Source organism: Treponema saccharophilum DSM 2985, assembly GCF_000255555.1.
GTDB lineage: Bacteria > Spirochaetota > Spirochaetia > Treponematales > Treponemataceae > Treponema_D > Treponema_D saccharophilum.
In genome coordinates this window covers 1-16,648 of sequence record NZ_AGRW01000048.1, presented here as the reverse complement: position 1 = coordinate 16,648, position 16,648 = coordinate 1, and the positions used below count along the sequence as shown (strand labels likewise).

Here is a 16,648-nt window from a genome sequence, read left to right as displayed (position 1 = left end):
CGAAACCGAAAAAACAATTCGTGCATGACAATGAACGGGCTTCGACTGCGCTCAGCCACCTTATGAGCATACTTTTCGTTACACCACCGAAAAAATGAAAATCACAAGGAGAAAAAAATGAATTTCAAGAAAGCGCTCGGAATTCTCGGACTTGCGGGAATTTCCACGGCGGCGATGGCGCAGGATGCGGTTCAGGCGGCGGAAGAGGCGAAGGACGCATTTCAGCAGGCAGTCTATCAGACGAGGTCGCTTCTTTTTGCCGACGAAATCGCGAAATATTTCACGGTCACGAACATGGTGAAAGTCGTGACGGCGGTTTTGGCGATTGTCATTTTCTACAGCGTGTACCGGTTCATCCGGTCCATCGTGCAGAAAGGCGCGTCAAAAAAATTCGAGCCGCACACGGTCGGGCTGATTACGAAATCGATAAGCTACGTTTTCTATGTGGCGATCGGCATGTACATTTTGGGGCTGTTCGGGATAAACGTCAGCGCTATCTGGGGCGCGGCGGGAGTTGCGGGACTCGCGATAGGTTTTGCGGCGCAGACGAGCGTGAGCAACGTCATCTCGGGACTGTTCGTCCTGACGGAAAAAACGATGAAAATCGGCGACTTCATCGAGGTTGACGGCGTTTCCGGAACGGTCGACGAAATCGGTCTTCTTTCGGTAAAAATCCACACGCTCGACAACCAGCTCATCCGCATTCCGAACTCGACGATTATCAACACGAAGCTGATGAACTACGCGAGCTTCGACCTCAGGCGGTTCTCGTTCCCGCTTGAAGTCGGATACGACACGGAGCCGAAAACCGCGCTCGATGCCGCGCTCGATGCCGCAAAAAGATGCCCGAGCGTCATACAGAATGACCCGGACTACCAGCCGACGGCTGTGTTCACCGGCCTTGCCGAAAGCGGAATCACTTTGAGCCTGAACGTATGGTTCAAGCGGCAGGACCTCGTGAACGTGAAGAACGAGGTTTTCGCGGAATTCCTCACGGTGTGCAAGGAGCGGAACATCGAGATTCCGTTCAACAAGCTCGACGTCACCATCACGAAGACGAACTGCTAGGTTCGGCAAAACGCTCCCTGGATTTTTTCCGGGGAGTTTTCGTTTCGCCCTGTCTGAAAAAACGGTTGATTGAGATTTTGCCATGCCGAACTCGTTTCGGAATGACGATGGGAATCGCGCATCACCGGAAAGACGGGCATAGCCTTTCAAAAAGGAGAACAAATGATTGAGGCGATAATTTTCGACATGTTCCATACGCTCGCCGACCCGCATTCCGGCCTCGAATACACGGAATACGAGCCGCTCGGCGTGGACAAGGAAAAGTGGGCGGCGGCTTTGTGGAGCAGTGATTTCTGCAGCGAGCGCGGGCTTGGAAAAATCGGGACGGTCGACGGAATATTCGCGCGATTGAGCGAGCTTCTCGGCGGCGCAATTCCGGAAGAAAAACTGCGCATGTCCCGAGACGCGAGAATCGAACGGCTGAGGCTCGCGCTTACGGACATTGCCCCGGACATACTCGATGCGATAAAGAATCTCAAGAAGCGCGGATTCAAACTGGCGATTCTGAGCAACGCCGACGTCTGCGACAGGCTCCACTGGAACGATTCCCCGCTCAATCCGTTCTTTGACGAAGCGATTTTCTCGTGCGATATCGGAATGGCAAAACCGTGCGCGGAAATATACGCGCTTGCGTCAAAACGGCTTCGCGTGAAACCGGAAAACATACTGTACGTAGGCGATGGCGGAGACAACGAGCTCAAAGGCGCGAAGGCTGCGGGATTCACGACGATACGGACGGAGCGGCTCAAGGTCTGGGACGAGGATTTCCGGGCAAAAATCAGCCCCCACTCCGATTTCTGCATCAAATCGTTCGACGAGATTGAAAGAATTGCGGATTCTCTTTGAGAAAAGACAAGCCGCAAAAAAAAGCCGCGCACTTCCGGAAAACGGTATGCGCGGCTTTGTTATAAATCAATCAAGGCACTTCATCATTTTTGCATTCTTTTCATCGTTTTTAAGTTTATACTTGTCAGGAAACTTTTTTAGAAAAGCTTCTAAACCTTTTATCTGAAATTTCTTTTCTTTTTTTATATATGCTCCAATAGTACTTGTTAAAACAAACTTATTTTCGCCTTTTTTTGATTTTTCATATGCCTCGTGTATATATGAATGATTTTTTTCGTCATCAGACTTTATCGACGGTTCTTTATTAATTTTTTCTTTTTTTCCCTCACAATCTAAATTGTATTTATACAGTTTTCCAGATTCTTTATCAATTTCATATTTCGCAGGGAATGAGTTAAGAAATTCTTTTATACCTTTATATCCCGCAGATTTAAAAGTTATGTTTTTTCTTATAAACTTTGATGCAGAATTTATTTCTGCAAAATCGTCTTTTTTCTTATTCTCGCTCCAAAAATCAAAAAGCAACTCATGAATTTTATCAACCGCGTCTTCATCTTTTGTAGGAATCACTTTATTCATGGAACTTTCAGAAAAATCATCAAGAAATATAAATTCAGTACACGACTTTCTAAAGGACTCTGTCGTTTTCTCTTTTTCTCCAAAACCAATAACAGAAAACCCATCTTCAAAAATTCTCTGACAAAGAGCAGTGTAATCACTATCACTAGCAATTATCACAAAGCAATCATAAATCTGCTTATAAAGCAAATCCATCGCATCTATAACGAGGAGTATATCTGAAGAATTTTTTTTACTCGCGCACGAAAATTGATGTACGGTTCTTATGGATTTTTTTTTGCATAAATCTTCATATTCAAGAACTTTCTTTTCTTTGAAATTACCGTAAAGCCTTTTCAAAGTCACTTTTCCAAATTTTTCAATTTTCTCAAAAGCCTTCTCCACTTTTTTAGACGAAACATTTTCCGCATCAATTAGAACCGCTATATTTCTGAATTTGTTTTCCACTGTTTTCTCTCCCCCCAAAAAAAAGGGGAGCGGAAATCAAAATAATATCAGGATTTCCGCTCCCCTTTTATTTATATACTTACGCCAGAAGCGCGTTCATCGCCTTGACGAACTCGTTCGGGTTCTTCAGCTCGGCACCGCTTATGAGAAGCGCCTGGTCAAGGAGAACCTCGGAGACATTGGCGATTCTCGACTCGTCTGTCGTCGATTCGAGCGATTTTACAATCGCGTGGTCGCCGTTTATCTCAAGAATCGGCTTCACGCCGATACCAGTCTGCCCCATCGCCTTCATCATGCGCTCCATCTGGAGTCCCGGGTCGTTCTCATCGACAACGACGCAGCTCGGGCTGTCGGAAAGGCGCTTTGAAAGGACGACATCCTTGACGCGGTCGCCGAGAGCCTTCTTGATTTTTTCCTGGACGGGCTTGAAGGCTTCTTCCTTCTTTTTCGCCTCGTCCTTGTCCACGCCAAGCTCGTCGTCGCTTCCCGCGCGGTTGACAGCCTTGAGGTCGTAATCCTTGTACTTCATCAGAGACGGAATGACGATGTCGTCGATGTCGTCCGCCATGATGAGAACCTCGAATCCCTTTTTCTTGTATGCCTCAAGGAGCGGGGACGCGCGGAGGTTCGCCTCGTCGGTGCCTGTGATGTAGTAGATTGATTTCTGCTCGCTCTTCATGCGCGAAACGTAATCGGCAAAGCTCGTCCATTTGTCGTCGCCCGTCCCGCTCTCGTCCGTCGACTTGAAGCGGACGATTTCGGAGATTTCCTCGCGGTTGGCGTAATCGGAATACAAGCCTTCCTTCATCGGGCGGTTGAAATTCTTGACGAATTTGACCCACTTCTCGATTGATGCCTTCTCCTCGTCGGTGCGCTTTCCTTCCTCGACGGCGCGCGCCTTGTCGGCATCCTCGCCCATCTTCTTGAATTCGCTCAGGAGCTTTTTGACGCTCGCCTTCTTTATCGCGTCGAGGATGCGGTTCTGCTGGAGGATTTCGCGGCTGACGTTGAGCGGCAAATCCTCGCTGTCGATGATTCCGCGCACGAAACGCAGGTATGACGGAAGAAGCTCGCGGTCGTCGTCGGTGATGAAAACGCGCTTCACGTACAGCTTCACGCCGCTCTGGTAATCAGCCTGATACATGTCGAACGGGGCGTTCTGCGGGACGTAGAAAAGCGTCGTGTATTCCTGCGTTCCCTCCGCGTGCGTGTGCACGTAATGGAGCGGGTCAGTCGAATCGTGCGAAATCGTCTTGTAGAAATCGTTGTAGTCCTCAGCCTTCAGCTCGCTCTTAGAGCGTTTCCACAGCGCGGAAGCCGAATTCACCTGGTCGATTTTGTTCTCGCTTCCGGTGACGTTTCCCTTGTCGTCGTATTTGTTCTGCGTGTAGTGGAGATAAATCGGGAAGGCGATGTGGTCGCTGTATCTCTTTATAAGCTCCTCAATCTTCCATCTTGAGGCGTATTCCTTCGAATCGTCGTTGAGGTGCATTTCGATTGCAGAACCGTGCGAGTCGGCGGCATCAAAACCGTATTTCTTTGCAAGCTCCGAATCCGCGCCTAGCTCCTCGATTGAATAGGAATTCGTTCCGTCGCTCGTCCATTTGAAGATTTTGTCCGAGCCGGCTTTTCTCGTGATGACGTTGATTTCCTTTGCAGCCATGAACGCGCTGTAGAAACCGACGCCGAACTGTCCGATGAGGTTCGACTCGCCGGCATTCTTGTCCTCGGCGATGCGCTCGATGAACGCCTTCGTTCCGGAGCGGGCGATTGTTCCGAGGTTGTTGTTCAAATCAGCCTCGTCCATTCCGATTCCCGAATCCTTGACGGTGAGAATCTTCACCTTGTCGGAATCCTCGAACGTGATGTCGATGCGCGGGTCGGTCTTCACGTTTTTGTATGATGCGTCGGAGACTGTAAGGTAATTGAGTTTATCAAGCGCGTCTGACGCGTTGGACACAATCTCGCGAAGGAAAATGTCCTTGTTCGAATACATCGAGTGGATGATGAGCTTCAAGAGCTGATTCACTTCCGTCTGAAACTGGTAAGTCGCCATTGTATGTCTTCTCCTAAAAAATGAACGTGTTTTATTTATCAAAGAAAATAATTATGCGGGCGCCAAATCGGCAAGCGATTTTTTTGTCCGGCAGGCGCGGAGAGAAAACGGGAATTGAACGGCACGGGGAAAGCAGGTATCTTTGAGAGATGAAAAAATTGATTTTGGCGCCGATGGCGACGCTCTCGCACGAGGCGTTCAGGCGGTGCGTCGCGCGGTTCGGCGGCTGCGACGAATATTTCACCGAGATGATAAACGCAGGCTCCCTTCTGAACGACGGGCCGTGGGAAAAATTCTACCTTATGGGCGGCCCCGAACCCGAAAAAATCGTCTGGCAGCTGACGGGAAACGACCCGGAAAAAATGGGCAGGGCGGCGGAAATCCTCGCGCAGAAAGAGGGAATCGGAATCGATTTGAACATGGGCTGCTCCGCGCCGCAAATCGCGAACACGGGCGCCGGCATCGCGTGGATGACGAAAGACCAAGGCGAGACAAGGCGCATGGTGAACCTCGTCAAGCGCGCAATCGAAAAATCGGGGAACAAAAAACGGCTTTCGGCAAAAATCAGGCTCGGCAGCGAGGATTTCACGGAATCGGCGCTCATGGATTTCTGCTCGATGCTCGTCGGAGAGGGCGTTGAGATGATAACGCTCCATCCGCGGACGAAAAAAGGAAAATACAGGGAAAAGCCGCGCTGGGAATTCGTCGAAAAACTCGCGCAAAAATTCCCGGAGATTCCCGTAATACTGAACGGCGACGTAAAGGACGCAAAAAGCATGGAAAGCGCGCTCAAGGAAGCGCCCGACTGCGCGGGAATAATGGTCGCGCGCGCGGCTGCCCAAAAACCGTGGATTTTTGCGGAGCTTCGCGGGGAAAAACTCGACATAGACTGCCAGAAGCTCGCGCTTGATTTCATCGACGACGTGGAGGAATGCCAGCCGAAGGAATTCTGGAAGACGCGGCTGCAGCGGTTCTTCGCGTACTACTGCCTGAATTTCAGTTTCGCGCATTATTTCCAAACGCAGATGCTGAACGCCGCGGACAACGACGACGCAAGAAATCGGTTGAATTCATACTTTTTTAAATGTTCTGATGATAAAATAATGTCATTATGAGGACGTCATTTCTTGCATTCGCCATCACAATGTCAGTGACGATGCTGTTCCATTTTGTGTACGCGATAAGAAAAAAGCAGCAAATCTCGAAATACGTAGCTGGAATCCACATAACGGCTTTTTTTGCGCTTATTTCCTACATAATCACGCTTTTTACGCTGAACGAAAGAATCGCGCGCCTCTTTTACGGGCTCTACTTTATCGGAATCGACTGCCTCCTCATGGCGTTCATGGATTTCGTCCTCGTCTTCACGGAGGAGCAGTTCAAAAGGCAGCCGACAAAATCGATTCGCATAGCAGCGGGAATCATCGCCCTGCTCGACACGTGCGCATTCATCGCAAACGCCGTCAGCGGGAACGCGTCGCAATCGCCTTCGTTCACGCTCTCGCAGTACAGCGTGAACGGGCATTTCATCAGCTGGCTCGTCTCGTACCGGATTGGGTTCATCTTCCATTCGGTTTTTGATTATTCCCTCGCGATTTTGATTGTGTTCATCCTCGGAAAGAAGGCGATTTCGGCGAAACCGTTCTACCGGAACAAATTCATCGCGCTCGGGGCGCTGTTCCTCCTCGTCATGTTCTTCAACCTTTCGTTCATGATTTTCAGCGTGACGTTCCGGTTCTCAATCCTGATGTATTCGATTTCGGTCATCGGCGTGACGTACCTCACCTTCCTGATTATCCCGAAGGAAATTTCCGCGAAGATAAAGCTCATCATCGCGGAGAACATAAACAACGCCGTCATCTGCTTCGACATGAGCGGAAAATGTATTTTCATGAACAGGCTCGCCAAGGAAATCTTCGAGACGGAGGAAAACTGCCTGAAATTCTACAGGGAATACAACGCGCTCGGCAAGGATTTCATAAAAAAACGCGAGAAGCTCACGAAGGGAGGCTCGACGCGGACGTTCATCGTCTTCGCGAACAGACTGCGCGACAGCAAGGACCGGAAAATCGGCACGTACATGAAGTTCGAGGACATTACGGAGGAGGAGAGGCAGCTTGAGGCGGAAAAATACCGCGCGACGCACGACGAGCTGACGGGGCTGCTCAACAGGCGGTGCTTCTTCAAATACGCGGAGGACGAAATCCGGCAGCATCCGGAAATCGCGCGTTTTTTCATCTGCATGAACGTCAGGAATTTCCGGCTCGCGAACGACATTTTCGGGGAAAAATTCTGCAACGAATTTCTGAAGAAAATCGCGGCGACGCTGACGCGCATAACGTCGTGCGACACGCTTTTGGGGCGCATTTCCGGCGGCAAGTTCGCGATTCTGATAAAAAAAGCCGAATTCGAGCAGAACAGTTTCCTTTCCGAAATAGAGAAATCGCAGATTGAGACGAGCACCGTAAAGTACCGGTTCGACATCAACATGGGAATATACGACGTCAACGACCCGCACGAAAGCGCCGCGTCTATGTTCGACAAGGCGTCGCTCGCGCTCAAGCGCATAAAGGACGACTACGAGCGCTCCGTGGAATACTACAACGAGGCGCTGATGGAACAGCTGATACGGGAAAAGCAGATTATAAGCCGGTTCGACACCGCGATTGCCGAGGGGCAGTTCAGCATGTTCCTCCAGCCGCAGGTGAGCAGCAGCACGCTCAAAATCGTCGGGGCGGAGGCGCTTGTGCGGTGGTACGACACGAGCGAGGACGTGATGATTCCGCCGGGGGAATTCGTTCCCGTGCTCGAGAAGACGGGATTCATCTACCGTCTCGACAAATTCATCTGGGAGGAAGCCGTGAAGAAGCTCGCCGACTGGGGCGGGCGCGGAATCGATTTTTACATTGCGGTAAACATCTCGGCGAAGGATTTCTACTATCTGGACATCTACAAGACGTTCACGGAACTTGTCACGGAATACGGCGTCAACCCGCGGATGCTCAAGCTTGAGATAACGGAAACCGTCCTCATGCAGGATTTCAACATGCACTCGAAAATTCTCGCGCGCCTTCAGGAATTCGGGTTCTGCATCGAGATGGACGATTTCGGAAGCGGGTATTCGTCGCTCAACGTCCTCAAGAACATAAAGATGGACGTCCTCAAAATCGACATGGCATTCCTCAAGCAGACGGAGAACGTGAACAAGAGCACTATGATTCTCGACTCAATCGTAAAGATGGCGAAACGGCTCGGGATGACGATAATAACCGAGGGCGTCGAGAACGAATACCAGGTTGATTTCCTGAAGAGAATCGGATGCGATATTTTCCAGGGCTATTTCTATTCGAAGCCTGTTTCCGTCGCCGCGTTCGAGGAAATGTATACGGAGGGCACAAATTGATTCTTTTGAAACTGACGTTCCTTGTCACCGCCCTCATAATATGCACGACGCTCATCGTCCTGATGATGAAAATGCGTTCCGCGCAGACTCCGCTCAAAAAGCACATAACGCCGATGTTCGCGCTGGGGCTTTGCTCGGTCATTTTCTATTCGATTTTTCTTTTCTGCGACAGCTACTGGTACGCGATGATTTTCGACACGCTCTTTTTCTGCAGCCTCGATTGGCTCGTGTATTCCGTGCTGACGTTCTCGTTCGCGTACACGAACAGGAACCCGCAGCATCCGTACCGCTTCGTCCTGCTCGTTATGTCGGCAGTCGATTCGCTTTTTCTTCTTCTGAACCTCAAGACGCTGCACAGCTTCGACCTCGACCTGCTCTATTTCAGCAAAAACCTTATTCCGTATTGGGGCGCTGTTTTTACGCCGGTCCACTATCTTCATCTGGGGTTCTGCTACATCATGGTGTTCTCGTCGTTCGCGCTTATAGCGATGGCGATGATTAAGGCGCCGCTTTTCTACAAGAAGAAATACATTTCCGTCCTTGTCGCGTACATCATCATCATCGTCATAAACGTATTCTGCTATTCGCTCAACACGCCCGTCGATTTTTCCGTCTTCATGTACACGTTCCTGGCGATTTTCATCTATTACTATTCGACGTACCGTTTTCCGCACCAGCTCGTCAACTGTCTTCTGGCGAACGTGAACGAGCGGATAAGCGAGGGAATCGTTTTCTTCGACGCAGACGGGAAATTCGCATACGCCAACGCGTCCGGGCGGTTTTTGATGGGCGACACTGCAAAACGGGCGACATTCTCCGCGGCAACGGCGGAACGATACGCGCGCACATGGCAGAAATTCCATCCGGAGCCGTCGTCAAAAGGCGAGGATTCGTTCACGATAAACGGGACGAACCTCCATTTTCAAGTCGAATTCCAGAAAGTTTTTTCCGACGGGGAAGAAATCGGCTCGTTCTTCAAATTCGTGAACAAAACGGACGAGATAAAACAGCTCAAGCGGCAGCGGTACATATCAACGCACGACGAGATGACGGGACTCCTGAACAGGACGGGATTTTTCGAGGCAGTCTCCGAGCGGCAGCAGAGCGACTTGTCGGAATACCTGATGCTCGTGTCGAATATACGCGACTTCAAGATAATAAACGAGATTTTCGGCGAGGAAACAGGCGACAAAATCCTGATGATGGAAGCCGATTTTTTGCGGCAGGCAGAAGGAATCGACGCGCTTTGCGGAAGGATTGACGACGACAAATTCGCGATGTTCCTGAAAAAGGAATATTTTTCGATGAAGAAAACGATTGATGAATTCCAGAAAATCCAGCAGATAACGGAAAACAGCGCGTTCAAAATCCATTTCACGCTCGGAATCTACGAAAGCCGGTTCGCGTTCGAGTCGCCGAGGCTCATGTGCGACAAGGCGCTTCTCGCGACGGAAAAGAATTCCGACGACTACCAGCACATATTCGCCGAATACGATTCGGAAATGCTCGAGCAGCTTCTCGTCGAAAAGGACATCGTCAGCGACTTCGAGACGGCGCTCTCAAAAGGGCAGTTCTGCATCTTCCTACAGCCGCAGATTTCCATCGACGACATGAATTTCAGCTGCGAGGCGCTCGCGCGGTGGCGTCATCCCGAGCGGGGGATTCTGCAGCCGAAGGAATTCATCGAGATTCTCGAAAAAACGGGGCTTATCCACAAGCTCGACGCGTATATATGGGAGGAAGCCGCGAAAAAAATCCGCGAGTGGAACGACAAGGGAATCAGGAACTGGAGCATTTCCGTCAACGTCTCGCCGAAGGATTTCTACTACATCGACATTTTCAAGACGCTCGTCGAAATCGTCCAGAAATACAACATATCGCCGTCGCTGCTCAACATCGAATTCACCGAGACGGCGTTCGTTGAGAATTTTGAGAAATCGCGGAAGCTGACGAAAAACCTCCAGCAGTTCGGGTTCAAGGTTGAGATTGACGATTTCGGAAGCGGGTATTCGTCGCTCAACATGCTCAAGGACATCGACGCGGACGTGCTGAAAATCGACCGGGTGTTCCTCAAGGAGACGGAGCATCACGACAGGGGAATGACAATCTTGAGCTCAATCGTCTCGATGGCGAAATCGCTGAACATGGAAGTTCTCGCGGAAGGCGTCGAGACTGACAGCCAGATTCTGATGCTGAAAGAGCTTGGATGCGAGGCGTTCCAGGGATTCCTGTTCGCCGAGCCGATGGAAGTCAGCGAATTCGAGCGCGCGTTCGTGTTCAGAAAGCCGAAGAATCTTTTCTTGTAGACGAATTCGCGCAACCGGAAAAAACGGGCGGGACGAACCGCACGCGCACAGATTCTGTCCCGCCCGAAAAATCAGCGGACGATTGTTATCGACTGGTCAGCCGTGAAGCTTTTTCCCGGCGCGAGGGAAATCAGCCCGCTCTTGTTCTCCCACGTGTGGTCTGTGTTCTCCGCATCGGCTGTTCCGTACCACGGCTCGATGCAGTTGAAGCCGTTCCCGGAGACGCCTTCCGCGCCTTTTCCGCCCTGCCAGACCATCAGATACGGATATCCGGCGCAGTTCACCTTCACGAGCGAATTGTCCTTCTTGTTGCGAAGCCCGACCCAGCCGGACTTGAACGCCGTGAAGAAATGCCCATTTCCGAATCCTTCCGCGTTTATCGGGATGATTCCCGCCTCTTTCTCGCCGTACGGTGCGGTCACGGGCGCCGTTCCGTCCTCGTCCGCCTTGAGCTGCGCGGAATCGTTAAGCAGGACGGTCGTAAGCGGCTCGCGAAGCTCGAATTCGTACTGATAATCCGCGTTCGTCGTTCCCTCGGGGTCGGTGTTGCGCGGGCAGCAGAATGCGGTGTGGCTTCCGAGGGAGAACTGCATCTCAGTCGAATCGGTGTTCGTCACCGTCGTCGTGAACGAAAGCCCGTCATCGCGAAGCTCGTAGCGCGTCCTGAGGCTGAACTTCCACGGGAATTTGTCAGCCGTCTCGGAATTTTCCGTAAGCTCGAATTCGGCGGACGTCTCCGTGCTCGAAATAAGCGCGTGCTCCATGTCGCGGCTCATTCCGTTGTTCACGAGATGGTATTCCTTTCCCTCCCACGTGTAGAATCCGTCGCAGATGCGCCCCACATGCGGAAACAAAACCGGCGCGTGGAATTTCCATACGCTTTCCGGTCCTTCAAAAACATACTTCGTGCCGTCAGAACCCCTGAACGATACGATTTCAGCACCATGCGTGCTCAAGACAACCTCAAAGTTGCCGTTCTTCAAAGTGATTGTAGACATATAATGATTCTACACAGATTCCGGAAATTGAAAAACAGCGCCTGCGCTTGCAAACCTTTTGCGCGTTCTAAGTTTGGTTTGGTTGGAGCAAGCGTTCGCCGGCACGCGGGGCGTGCCTACCTTGCGCTTGCAAATCTTTTTGTCGTTCTAAGTTTGGTTTGGTTGGAGCAAGCGTTCGCCGGCACGCGGGGGGCGCGTGCCTACCATGCGCTTGCAAACCTTTTGCGCGTTCTGAGTTTGGCTTTATCGGAGCAAGCGTTCGCCGGCACGCGGGGCGTGCCTACCATGCGCTTGCAAACCTTTTTGTCGTTCTAAGTTTGGCTTTATCGGAGCAAGCGGGTGGCGGCACGCGGGGACGCAGTGTTAATCATTTTTTTTCCGTGATATGATTCATTTCATGTATGAAATCGAGCTGAAGGCGCACGTGGATGATTGGAAGGCCACGGAGGAACGGCTGATGTCGTTCGCGCGTTTCGTTGGGCGGGTGCAGAAGGACGACGCGTACTGGGTCATTTTTAAGGACGGAAAGAAGATTCAGGCGAGGATTCGACGCGAGAGTGACGGGACGGACGGGGAGACGAAAACGTTTCTCACGTACAAGAAGAAGGAGTCGCGCGTTGACGGCGGCGGAACTGTTTACGAGGTGAACGACGAGAAGGAATGCACCGTTTCCGATGCGGCTGTTCTCGAATCGCTTTTTTCCGACATCGGGATGAAGGTTGACATCAGGAAGCAGAAGAAAATCACGGGATTCCAGGCGGGAGAGGCGCACATCGAGCTTTGTTCCGTGCCGCCGCTCGGGGATTTTATCGAAATCGAAATCCTTTCGGAAAAGAACGACGAACTTACAATCGCGGAAAAACGGGTCGCGCTCATCGAGATTCTGGGACGGTGCGGAATCCCAAAAGACAAAATCGAAAGCCGATATTATTCGGAGATGCTCCGGGAACGCGGGCTGGAATCCTAGAGGCAGATTGCGGAGGAAAAAATGTTCGATAGATGTTCATACAAGGCGCAGGCGCGCGCGCGTCTGAAGGGAAGATGGCTCACGCCGATTATCATGAGCGCGCTCTCGCTCGTGCTGCTGTTCAGCGCGCTTTCGTCGGCAAAAAACATGGCGGAATCGGAAAGCCCGCTTTTCCCGTTTTTTGCGCTCGCGATTGTGGCGGCGGCGGGCATTCTGCTCGTATCATCATCAAAAATCCATCTTGAGATTTCCCGCACGGACGGCGAGATTCCCCATGCACGGATTGCGGAATCCGTCGGGGAGCTGTGGAAACGGGGCGCGCGGGGCGGAATTCTCCTTGCGCTGTGGGTTTTCGTCTGGAGCCTTCTTTTTGTCATTCCTGGAATCGTCAAATTCGTCTCGTACTCGCAGATGTTCTTCATCATGGCGGAGAACAAAAACGTCGGGGCGGCGCGCGCGATGCGGATGAGCAAGGCGATGACCGACGGGCACAAGGCGGATATCGCGCTTATGGCGATGAGCTTTCTCGGGTGGATTTTTCTGTCGATGCTGACGTCGGGAATCGGATTTTTATGGCTCTGTCCGTATATGGCGACGTCATTCGCGAACGCATATTCCGCGATGAAAATCGAGGCGATACGAAGCGGAAGGCTCCTTCCCGCGGACTTCAACTGAAAATAAAAAAAAGCGAGGGTATTTTATGAAATCAAGAAAAAAGGGAATCATCGTCATCGCGGTGATGGCGGCAGCCGTGGCGCTGTCGTTTTCCGCGGGAAATTTCAGGACGGCGGGCACCACGTCGTTCAGCGCGGAGCGTTTTTTGGGGGAGAACGAAATAAAATCGTTCAAGCACGATTACGTCGCGGTTCTCCACATCGTGGGAACAATCGAGAAAGCCGGTCAGACCTACAATCAGGAATGGATGCTCAGCACAATCGATTTCCTCAAGAACGACAAAAAGAACCGCGGGATTCTTCTTTATATCGATTCCCCGGGCGGCACCGTCTACGAATCAGACGAGACGTATCTCGCGCTCGTCGATTACAAGAACGAGACGGGAAAACCTGTCTACGCGTATTTCGGCTCGCTCGCGGCATCGGGCGGGTACTACATCGCAAGCGCTGCCGACCAGATATTCGCGAACAGGAACACGCTTACCGGCTCAATCGGCGTGATTGCGGGCAAAAGCATCGACGCGACGGAGCTTATGGAAAAAATCGGCATAAAGTCGCGCACGTTCACGGCGGGAAGAAACAAGAACATGATGAACTACGATTCCCCGCTGACGGAGGAGCAGGCGGAGATAATGCAGTCCGTCGCCGACGACGCGTACGAGCAGTTCACCTCGATTGTCGCGACCGCAAGGCACATGAACATCGACGACGTGAAGAAAATCGCTGACGGAAGAATCTACACCGCAAACCAGGCGCTCAAAAACGGGCTTATCGACGAGATTTGCCGGTTCGAGGAAGCCGAGGATGCCGTTCTCGCCGATTTGGACGGGGATTTTGAATTCGAGGATTTCATCTACGAATACGAGATGACGATGAACGACATTTTCAGGTTCGTCTCCGCGCTCGTGAAACCGCCGAGCGCGCAGATGAAGCTCAACTACATCGCGAACTAAAAATACGAAACGCTATTCGTCGCGGTAGGAGTCGGCCCCGAACCGAATCATGCTCATCTCAAGGACTTTCCCGCAAACGCCGCGCTCGCCATCCTGACAAAGCGCGGTGACGAACGGACGCCCAATCAGGACGCGGTCGGCGCCGAGCGCATGGGCAGTCGCGACGTCGAGCGGCGTCCTGATTCCGCCGTCAACCCAAACCTCGCCGCACCATTTTCGCAGCTCGGCGGCATTTTTCGCGAGGTATTCGGCGGTGCTTCCCGTCCGCGTGTCGATTCTTCCGCCGTGGTTCGAGATATATGCGACGTCGGGGCGGACTTTCTTCACAAGCTCGATATCGTCATCGGTGAAAATTCCTTTTATCGAAAACGGAACGCCGAGTTTTCCGTGCACGAAATCGCGGATTTCCGAAAGGCGGGCGGCGTCTTTTTTCTCAAGGTTGACGAGATTCCGCATCGTGAGGATGTTGTACGAGTCGATGTCGATTCCGACCAAATCCGCGATTTTTGAAGCCCAACCTATCCGCTCGATTATGCGCTCGTTCGAATACGGCTTGATGAAGACGGAAGCGCGCATCGCGTTTTTCTCGCGCTCGCGTATTCGCTCAATCGCGCGGATTCCGAATTTCAGCTTCTCATCCGGAAAACCGTCTCCGAGGCACAACCCGATTCCGACATTGCTCGACGCGTTTGCGATTTCCTCGTAATATTCCGATTCCTCGCCGTATCCCATGTTCTCGACAGCTCCCGTCATCGGCGCCACGGAAATCTTAGGGATGCGGAATTCGACGGACTGTGAGAGATACGACTCGATTTTTTCGCGGTACTCTTTGCGGACGTTCTTCCAGCCGCACACGTTCAGCATGAAATTCTCGTTCTCGCGGACGCCGCCCATTCCGGGAAGCTCCGATTTGCACGCCTGACCGTTGCACATCGCGCAGAAATGGCATTTGAATTTAGTCACCGAAGCACGTCCCCAAGCCGCGGCCAGCTGCAATCATCGAATGCTCGACTCCGTTTCCGTCTCCGAGGACGGGAATGTTCTTCACTTTTCCGGCAATCTCGCTGAGCGGAACGGCGACAATCTCGTTGTTCTGCATCGCGACGAGATTCCCGAATTTTTCCTCCGCAAGGAAATGCGCGCCCGCAACGCCGAACTGCGTCGAAAGAACCCTGTCGAACGCCGACGGAGTTCCGCCGCGCTGAAGATACCCGAGGACGGTAACGCGGCTTTCAAGCCCCGTCGCCTCCTCAAGTTCGTGCGCAACGCGGTACGCAATCGAATACGGCATAAGCTTGCGCCTTTTTTTCAGTTCTTTTTTTGGAAGAAGCGCCTCATCACGCGAAAGCGCGCCTTCCGCGACGACGACAATCGAAAATTCCTTTCCGGCATCGCGTCTTTTCATTATGCAGTCGGCAACGCTGTCTATGTCGTAGGGAATTTCGGGAAGAAGGATGACATCGGCACCGCCGGCGACGCCCGAATAAAGCGAGAGCCATCCCGCTTTATGCCCCATGACTTCTATGACCATGATTCTTGAATGGGAATGCGCCGTCGAATGAATTCTGTCGATCGCCTCCGTCGCGACATCGAGCGCAGTATGGAAGCCGAATGTGACGTCAGTTTTTACGATATCGTTGTCGATTGTCTTCGGCAGCCCGATGACGTTCATCCCCTCTTCCTGAAGAAGGCTCGCGGTCGTGTTCGTCCCGTTTCCGCCGAGGCAGACGAGCGCATCCATTTTCTGGATTTCATACGTCCGCTTTATCGAATCGATTGGAAGAAGCCCTTCCCCATCCGGCTCGGGATTCTTGAACGGCTTTTCGCGTGACGTTCCAAGAATCGTCCCTCCACGGGAAAGAATTCCCGTTATGTCGTCGCCAGAAAGCTCGAAGCAGTTGTTCTCAATCAGCCCGCGGTATCCGTTCCGCACGCCGACAGCAGTCATCCCGTACTGGATTGCAGCAGTCCTGCACACAGCCCGTATCGCCGAATTCAACCCAGGCGCGTCACCGCCGGAGGTAAGAATCCCAAATCGTTTCACAGCCATAATTCGCAAATTGTACAATAAAGCACCAATTTCTGCGATAGAACCCCCTTCCCCCACAAAAAAAATCCCCCTCTTTCCCCACTCCGCGCACAAACAACAAAGCTCCCTCACAAAACATTCACCACCAAAAACACCCCGCAAAAATCCATCACGGTTTTATCGCGCACGGGCGCGATAAAAACAAAGCCCCTCCAATCCGCAGAAAAACAAGTCGCTCTCACATCGGGGCTTTCTTTCCACAGAAAAAACAACAAAGCCCCTCGCAAAACATTCACAACCAAAAACAACCCGCCAAAATCCA

14 protein-coding genes are annotated in these 16,648 nt (G+C 51.8%); 8 read left to right on the top strand and 6 right to left on the bottom strand.

Annotated elements, in window-relative coordinates; genetic code table 11:
* Positions 1 to 117: 117 nt before the first annotated feature.
* Together TRESADRAFT_RS08070 and TRESADRAFT_RS08065 are read left to right on the top strand one after the other, a co-directional pair.
* Entirely contained in the window at positions 118 to 1,068 is a 951-nt protein-coding gene (locus TRESADRAFT_RS08070; protein WP_002704619.1) for a mechanosensitive ion channel family protein, read from the top strand.
* A 162-nt stretch (positions 1,069 to 1,230) separates the two neighbouring features.
* Entirely contained in the window at positions 1,231 to 1,914 is a 684-nt protein-coding gene (locus TRESADRAFT_RS08065) for an HAD family hydrolase (protein WP_002704617.1), read from the top strand.
* 66 nt (positions 1,915 to 1,980) lie between these two features.
* Here TRESADRAFT_RS08065 and TRESADRAFT_RS08060 read toward each other — a convergent pair whose 3' ends face one another.
* Entirely contained in the window at positions 1,981 to 2,940 is a 960-nt protein-coding gene (locus tag TRESADRAFT_RS08060; protein WP_002704614.1) for an NYN domain-containing protein, read from the bottom strand.
* A gap of 79 nt (positions 2,941 to 3,019) precedes the next feature.
* Positions 3,020 to 4,996 (bottom strand): molecular chaperone HtpG, encoded by a 1,977-nt coding sequence (htpG, locus tag TRESADRAFT_RS08055; RefSeq protein ID WP_002704613.1) that lies wholly within the window; start codon positions 4,994 to 4,996, stop codon positions 3,020 to 3,022.
* Between the two features lie 149 nt (positions 4,997 to 5,145).
* On the opposite strand from htpG, the gene TRESADRAFT_RS08050 reads away from it, so the two are divergent.
* From TRESADRAFT_RS08050 to TRESADRAFT_RS15160, 3 genes are read left to right on the top strand one after another with little or no spacing between them, the layout of a single operon-like run.
* On the top strand, positions 5,146 to 6,111 hold the full coding sequence (locus TRESADRAFT_RS08050; protein ID WP_002704612.1) for a tRNA-dihydrouridine synthase family protein: 966 nt from the start codon (positions 5,146 to 5,148) through the stop codon (positions 6,109 to 6,111).
* Positions 6,108 to 8,399, top strand: coding sequence for an EAL domain-containing protein (locus TRESADRAFT_RS15165; protein ID WP_002704611.1), 2,292 nt, complete (start codon positions 6,108 to 6,110; stop codon positions 8,397 to 8,399). The genes TRESADRAFT_RS08050 and TRESADRAFT_RS15165 overlap by 4 nt, the downstream gene beginning before the upstream one ends.
* Complete coding sequence (locus tag TRESADRAFT_RS15160; RefSeq protein WP_002704610.1) at positions 8,396 to 10,705, top strand: EAL domain-containing protein; 2,310 nt, start codon at positions 8,396 to 8,398, stop codon at positions 10,703 to 10,705. Before TRESADRAFT_RS15165 ends, TRESADRAFT_RS15160 begins: the two co-directional genes overlap by 4 nt.
* A 71-nt stretch (positions 10,706 to 10,776) precedes the next feature.
* Here the strand turns inward: TRESADRAFT_RS15160 and TRESADRAFT_RS08035 are convergent, their stop codons facing one another.
* Positions 10,777 to 11,703: an aldose epimerase family protein gene (locus TRESADRAFT_RS08035; protein ID WP_002704609.1), complete on the bottom strand. Its 927-nt coding sequence runs from the start codon at positions 11,701 to 11,703 to the stop codon at positions 10,777 to 10,779.
* 397 nt (positions 11,704 to 12,100) lie between these two features.
* Between TRESADRAFT_RS08035 and cyaB the strand changes: the two genes are divergently transcribed.
* From cyaB to sppA, 3 genes are read left to right on the top strand one after another with little or no spacing between them, the layout of a single operon-like run.
* Positions 12,101 to 12,670, top strand: coding sequence for a class IV adenylate cyclase (gene cyaB / locus TRESADRAFT_RS08025; RefSeq protein ID WP_159100051.1), 570 nt, complete (start codon positions 12,101 to 12,103; stop codon positions 12,668 to 12,670).
* A 21-nt stretch (positions 12,671 to 12,691) separates the two neighbouring features.
* Positions 12,692 to 13,345 (top strand): DUF975 family protein, encoded by a 654-nt coding sequence (locus tag TRESADRAFT_RS08020; RefSeq protein ID WP_002704606.1) that lies wholly within the window; start codon positions 12,692 to 12,694, stop codon positions 13,343 to 13,345.
* Between the two features lie 25 nt (positions 13,346 to 13,370).
* Positions 13,371 to 14,297 (top strand): signal peptide peptidase SppA, encoded by a 927-nt coding sequence (sppA, locus tag TRESADRAFT_RS08015; protein WP_002704605.1) that lies wholly within the window; start codon positions 13,371 to 13,373, stop codon positions 14,295 to 14,297.
* A 12-nt stretch (positions 14,298 to 14,309) separates the two neighbouring features.
* Here the strand turns inward: sppA and TRESADRAFT_RS08010 are convergent, their stop codons facing one another.
* The 3 genes from TRESADRAFT_RS08010 to TRESADRAFT_RS16500 all read right to left on the bottom strand — a co-directional run.
* Positions 14,310 to 15,260, bottom strand: coding sequence for an alpha-hydroxy-acid oxidizing protein (locus TRESADRAFT_RS08010; RefSeq protein WP_081478528.1), 951 nt, complete (start codon positions 15,258 to 15,260; stop codon positions 14,310 to 14,312).
* Complete coding sequence (locus tag TRESADRAFT_RS08005; RefSeq protein ID WP_002704601.1) at positions 15,253 to 16,347, bottom strand: 6-phosphofructokinase; 1,095 nt, start codon at positions 16,345 to 16,347, stop codon at positions 15,253 to 15,255. Before TRESADRAFT_RS08005 ends, TRESADRAFT_RS08010 begins: the two co-directional genes overlap by 8 nt.
* A 107-nt stretch (positions 16,348 to 16,454) precedes the next feature.
* The coding region (locus TRESADRAFT_RS16500) for a hypothetical protein (RefSeq protein WP_040842659.1) at positions 16,455 to 16,648 on the bottom strand (194 nt) is incomplete at its 5' end.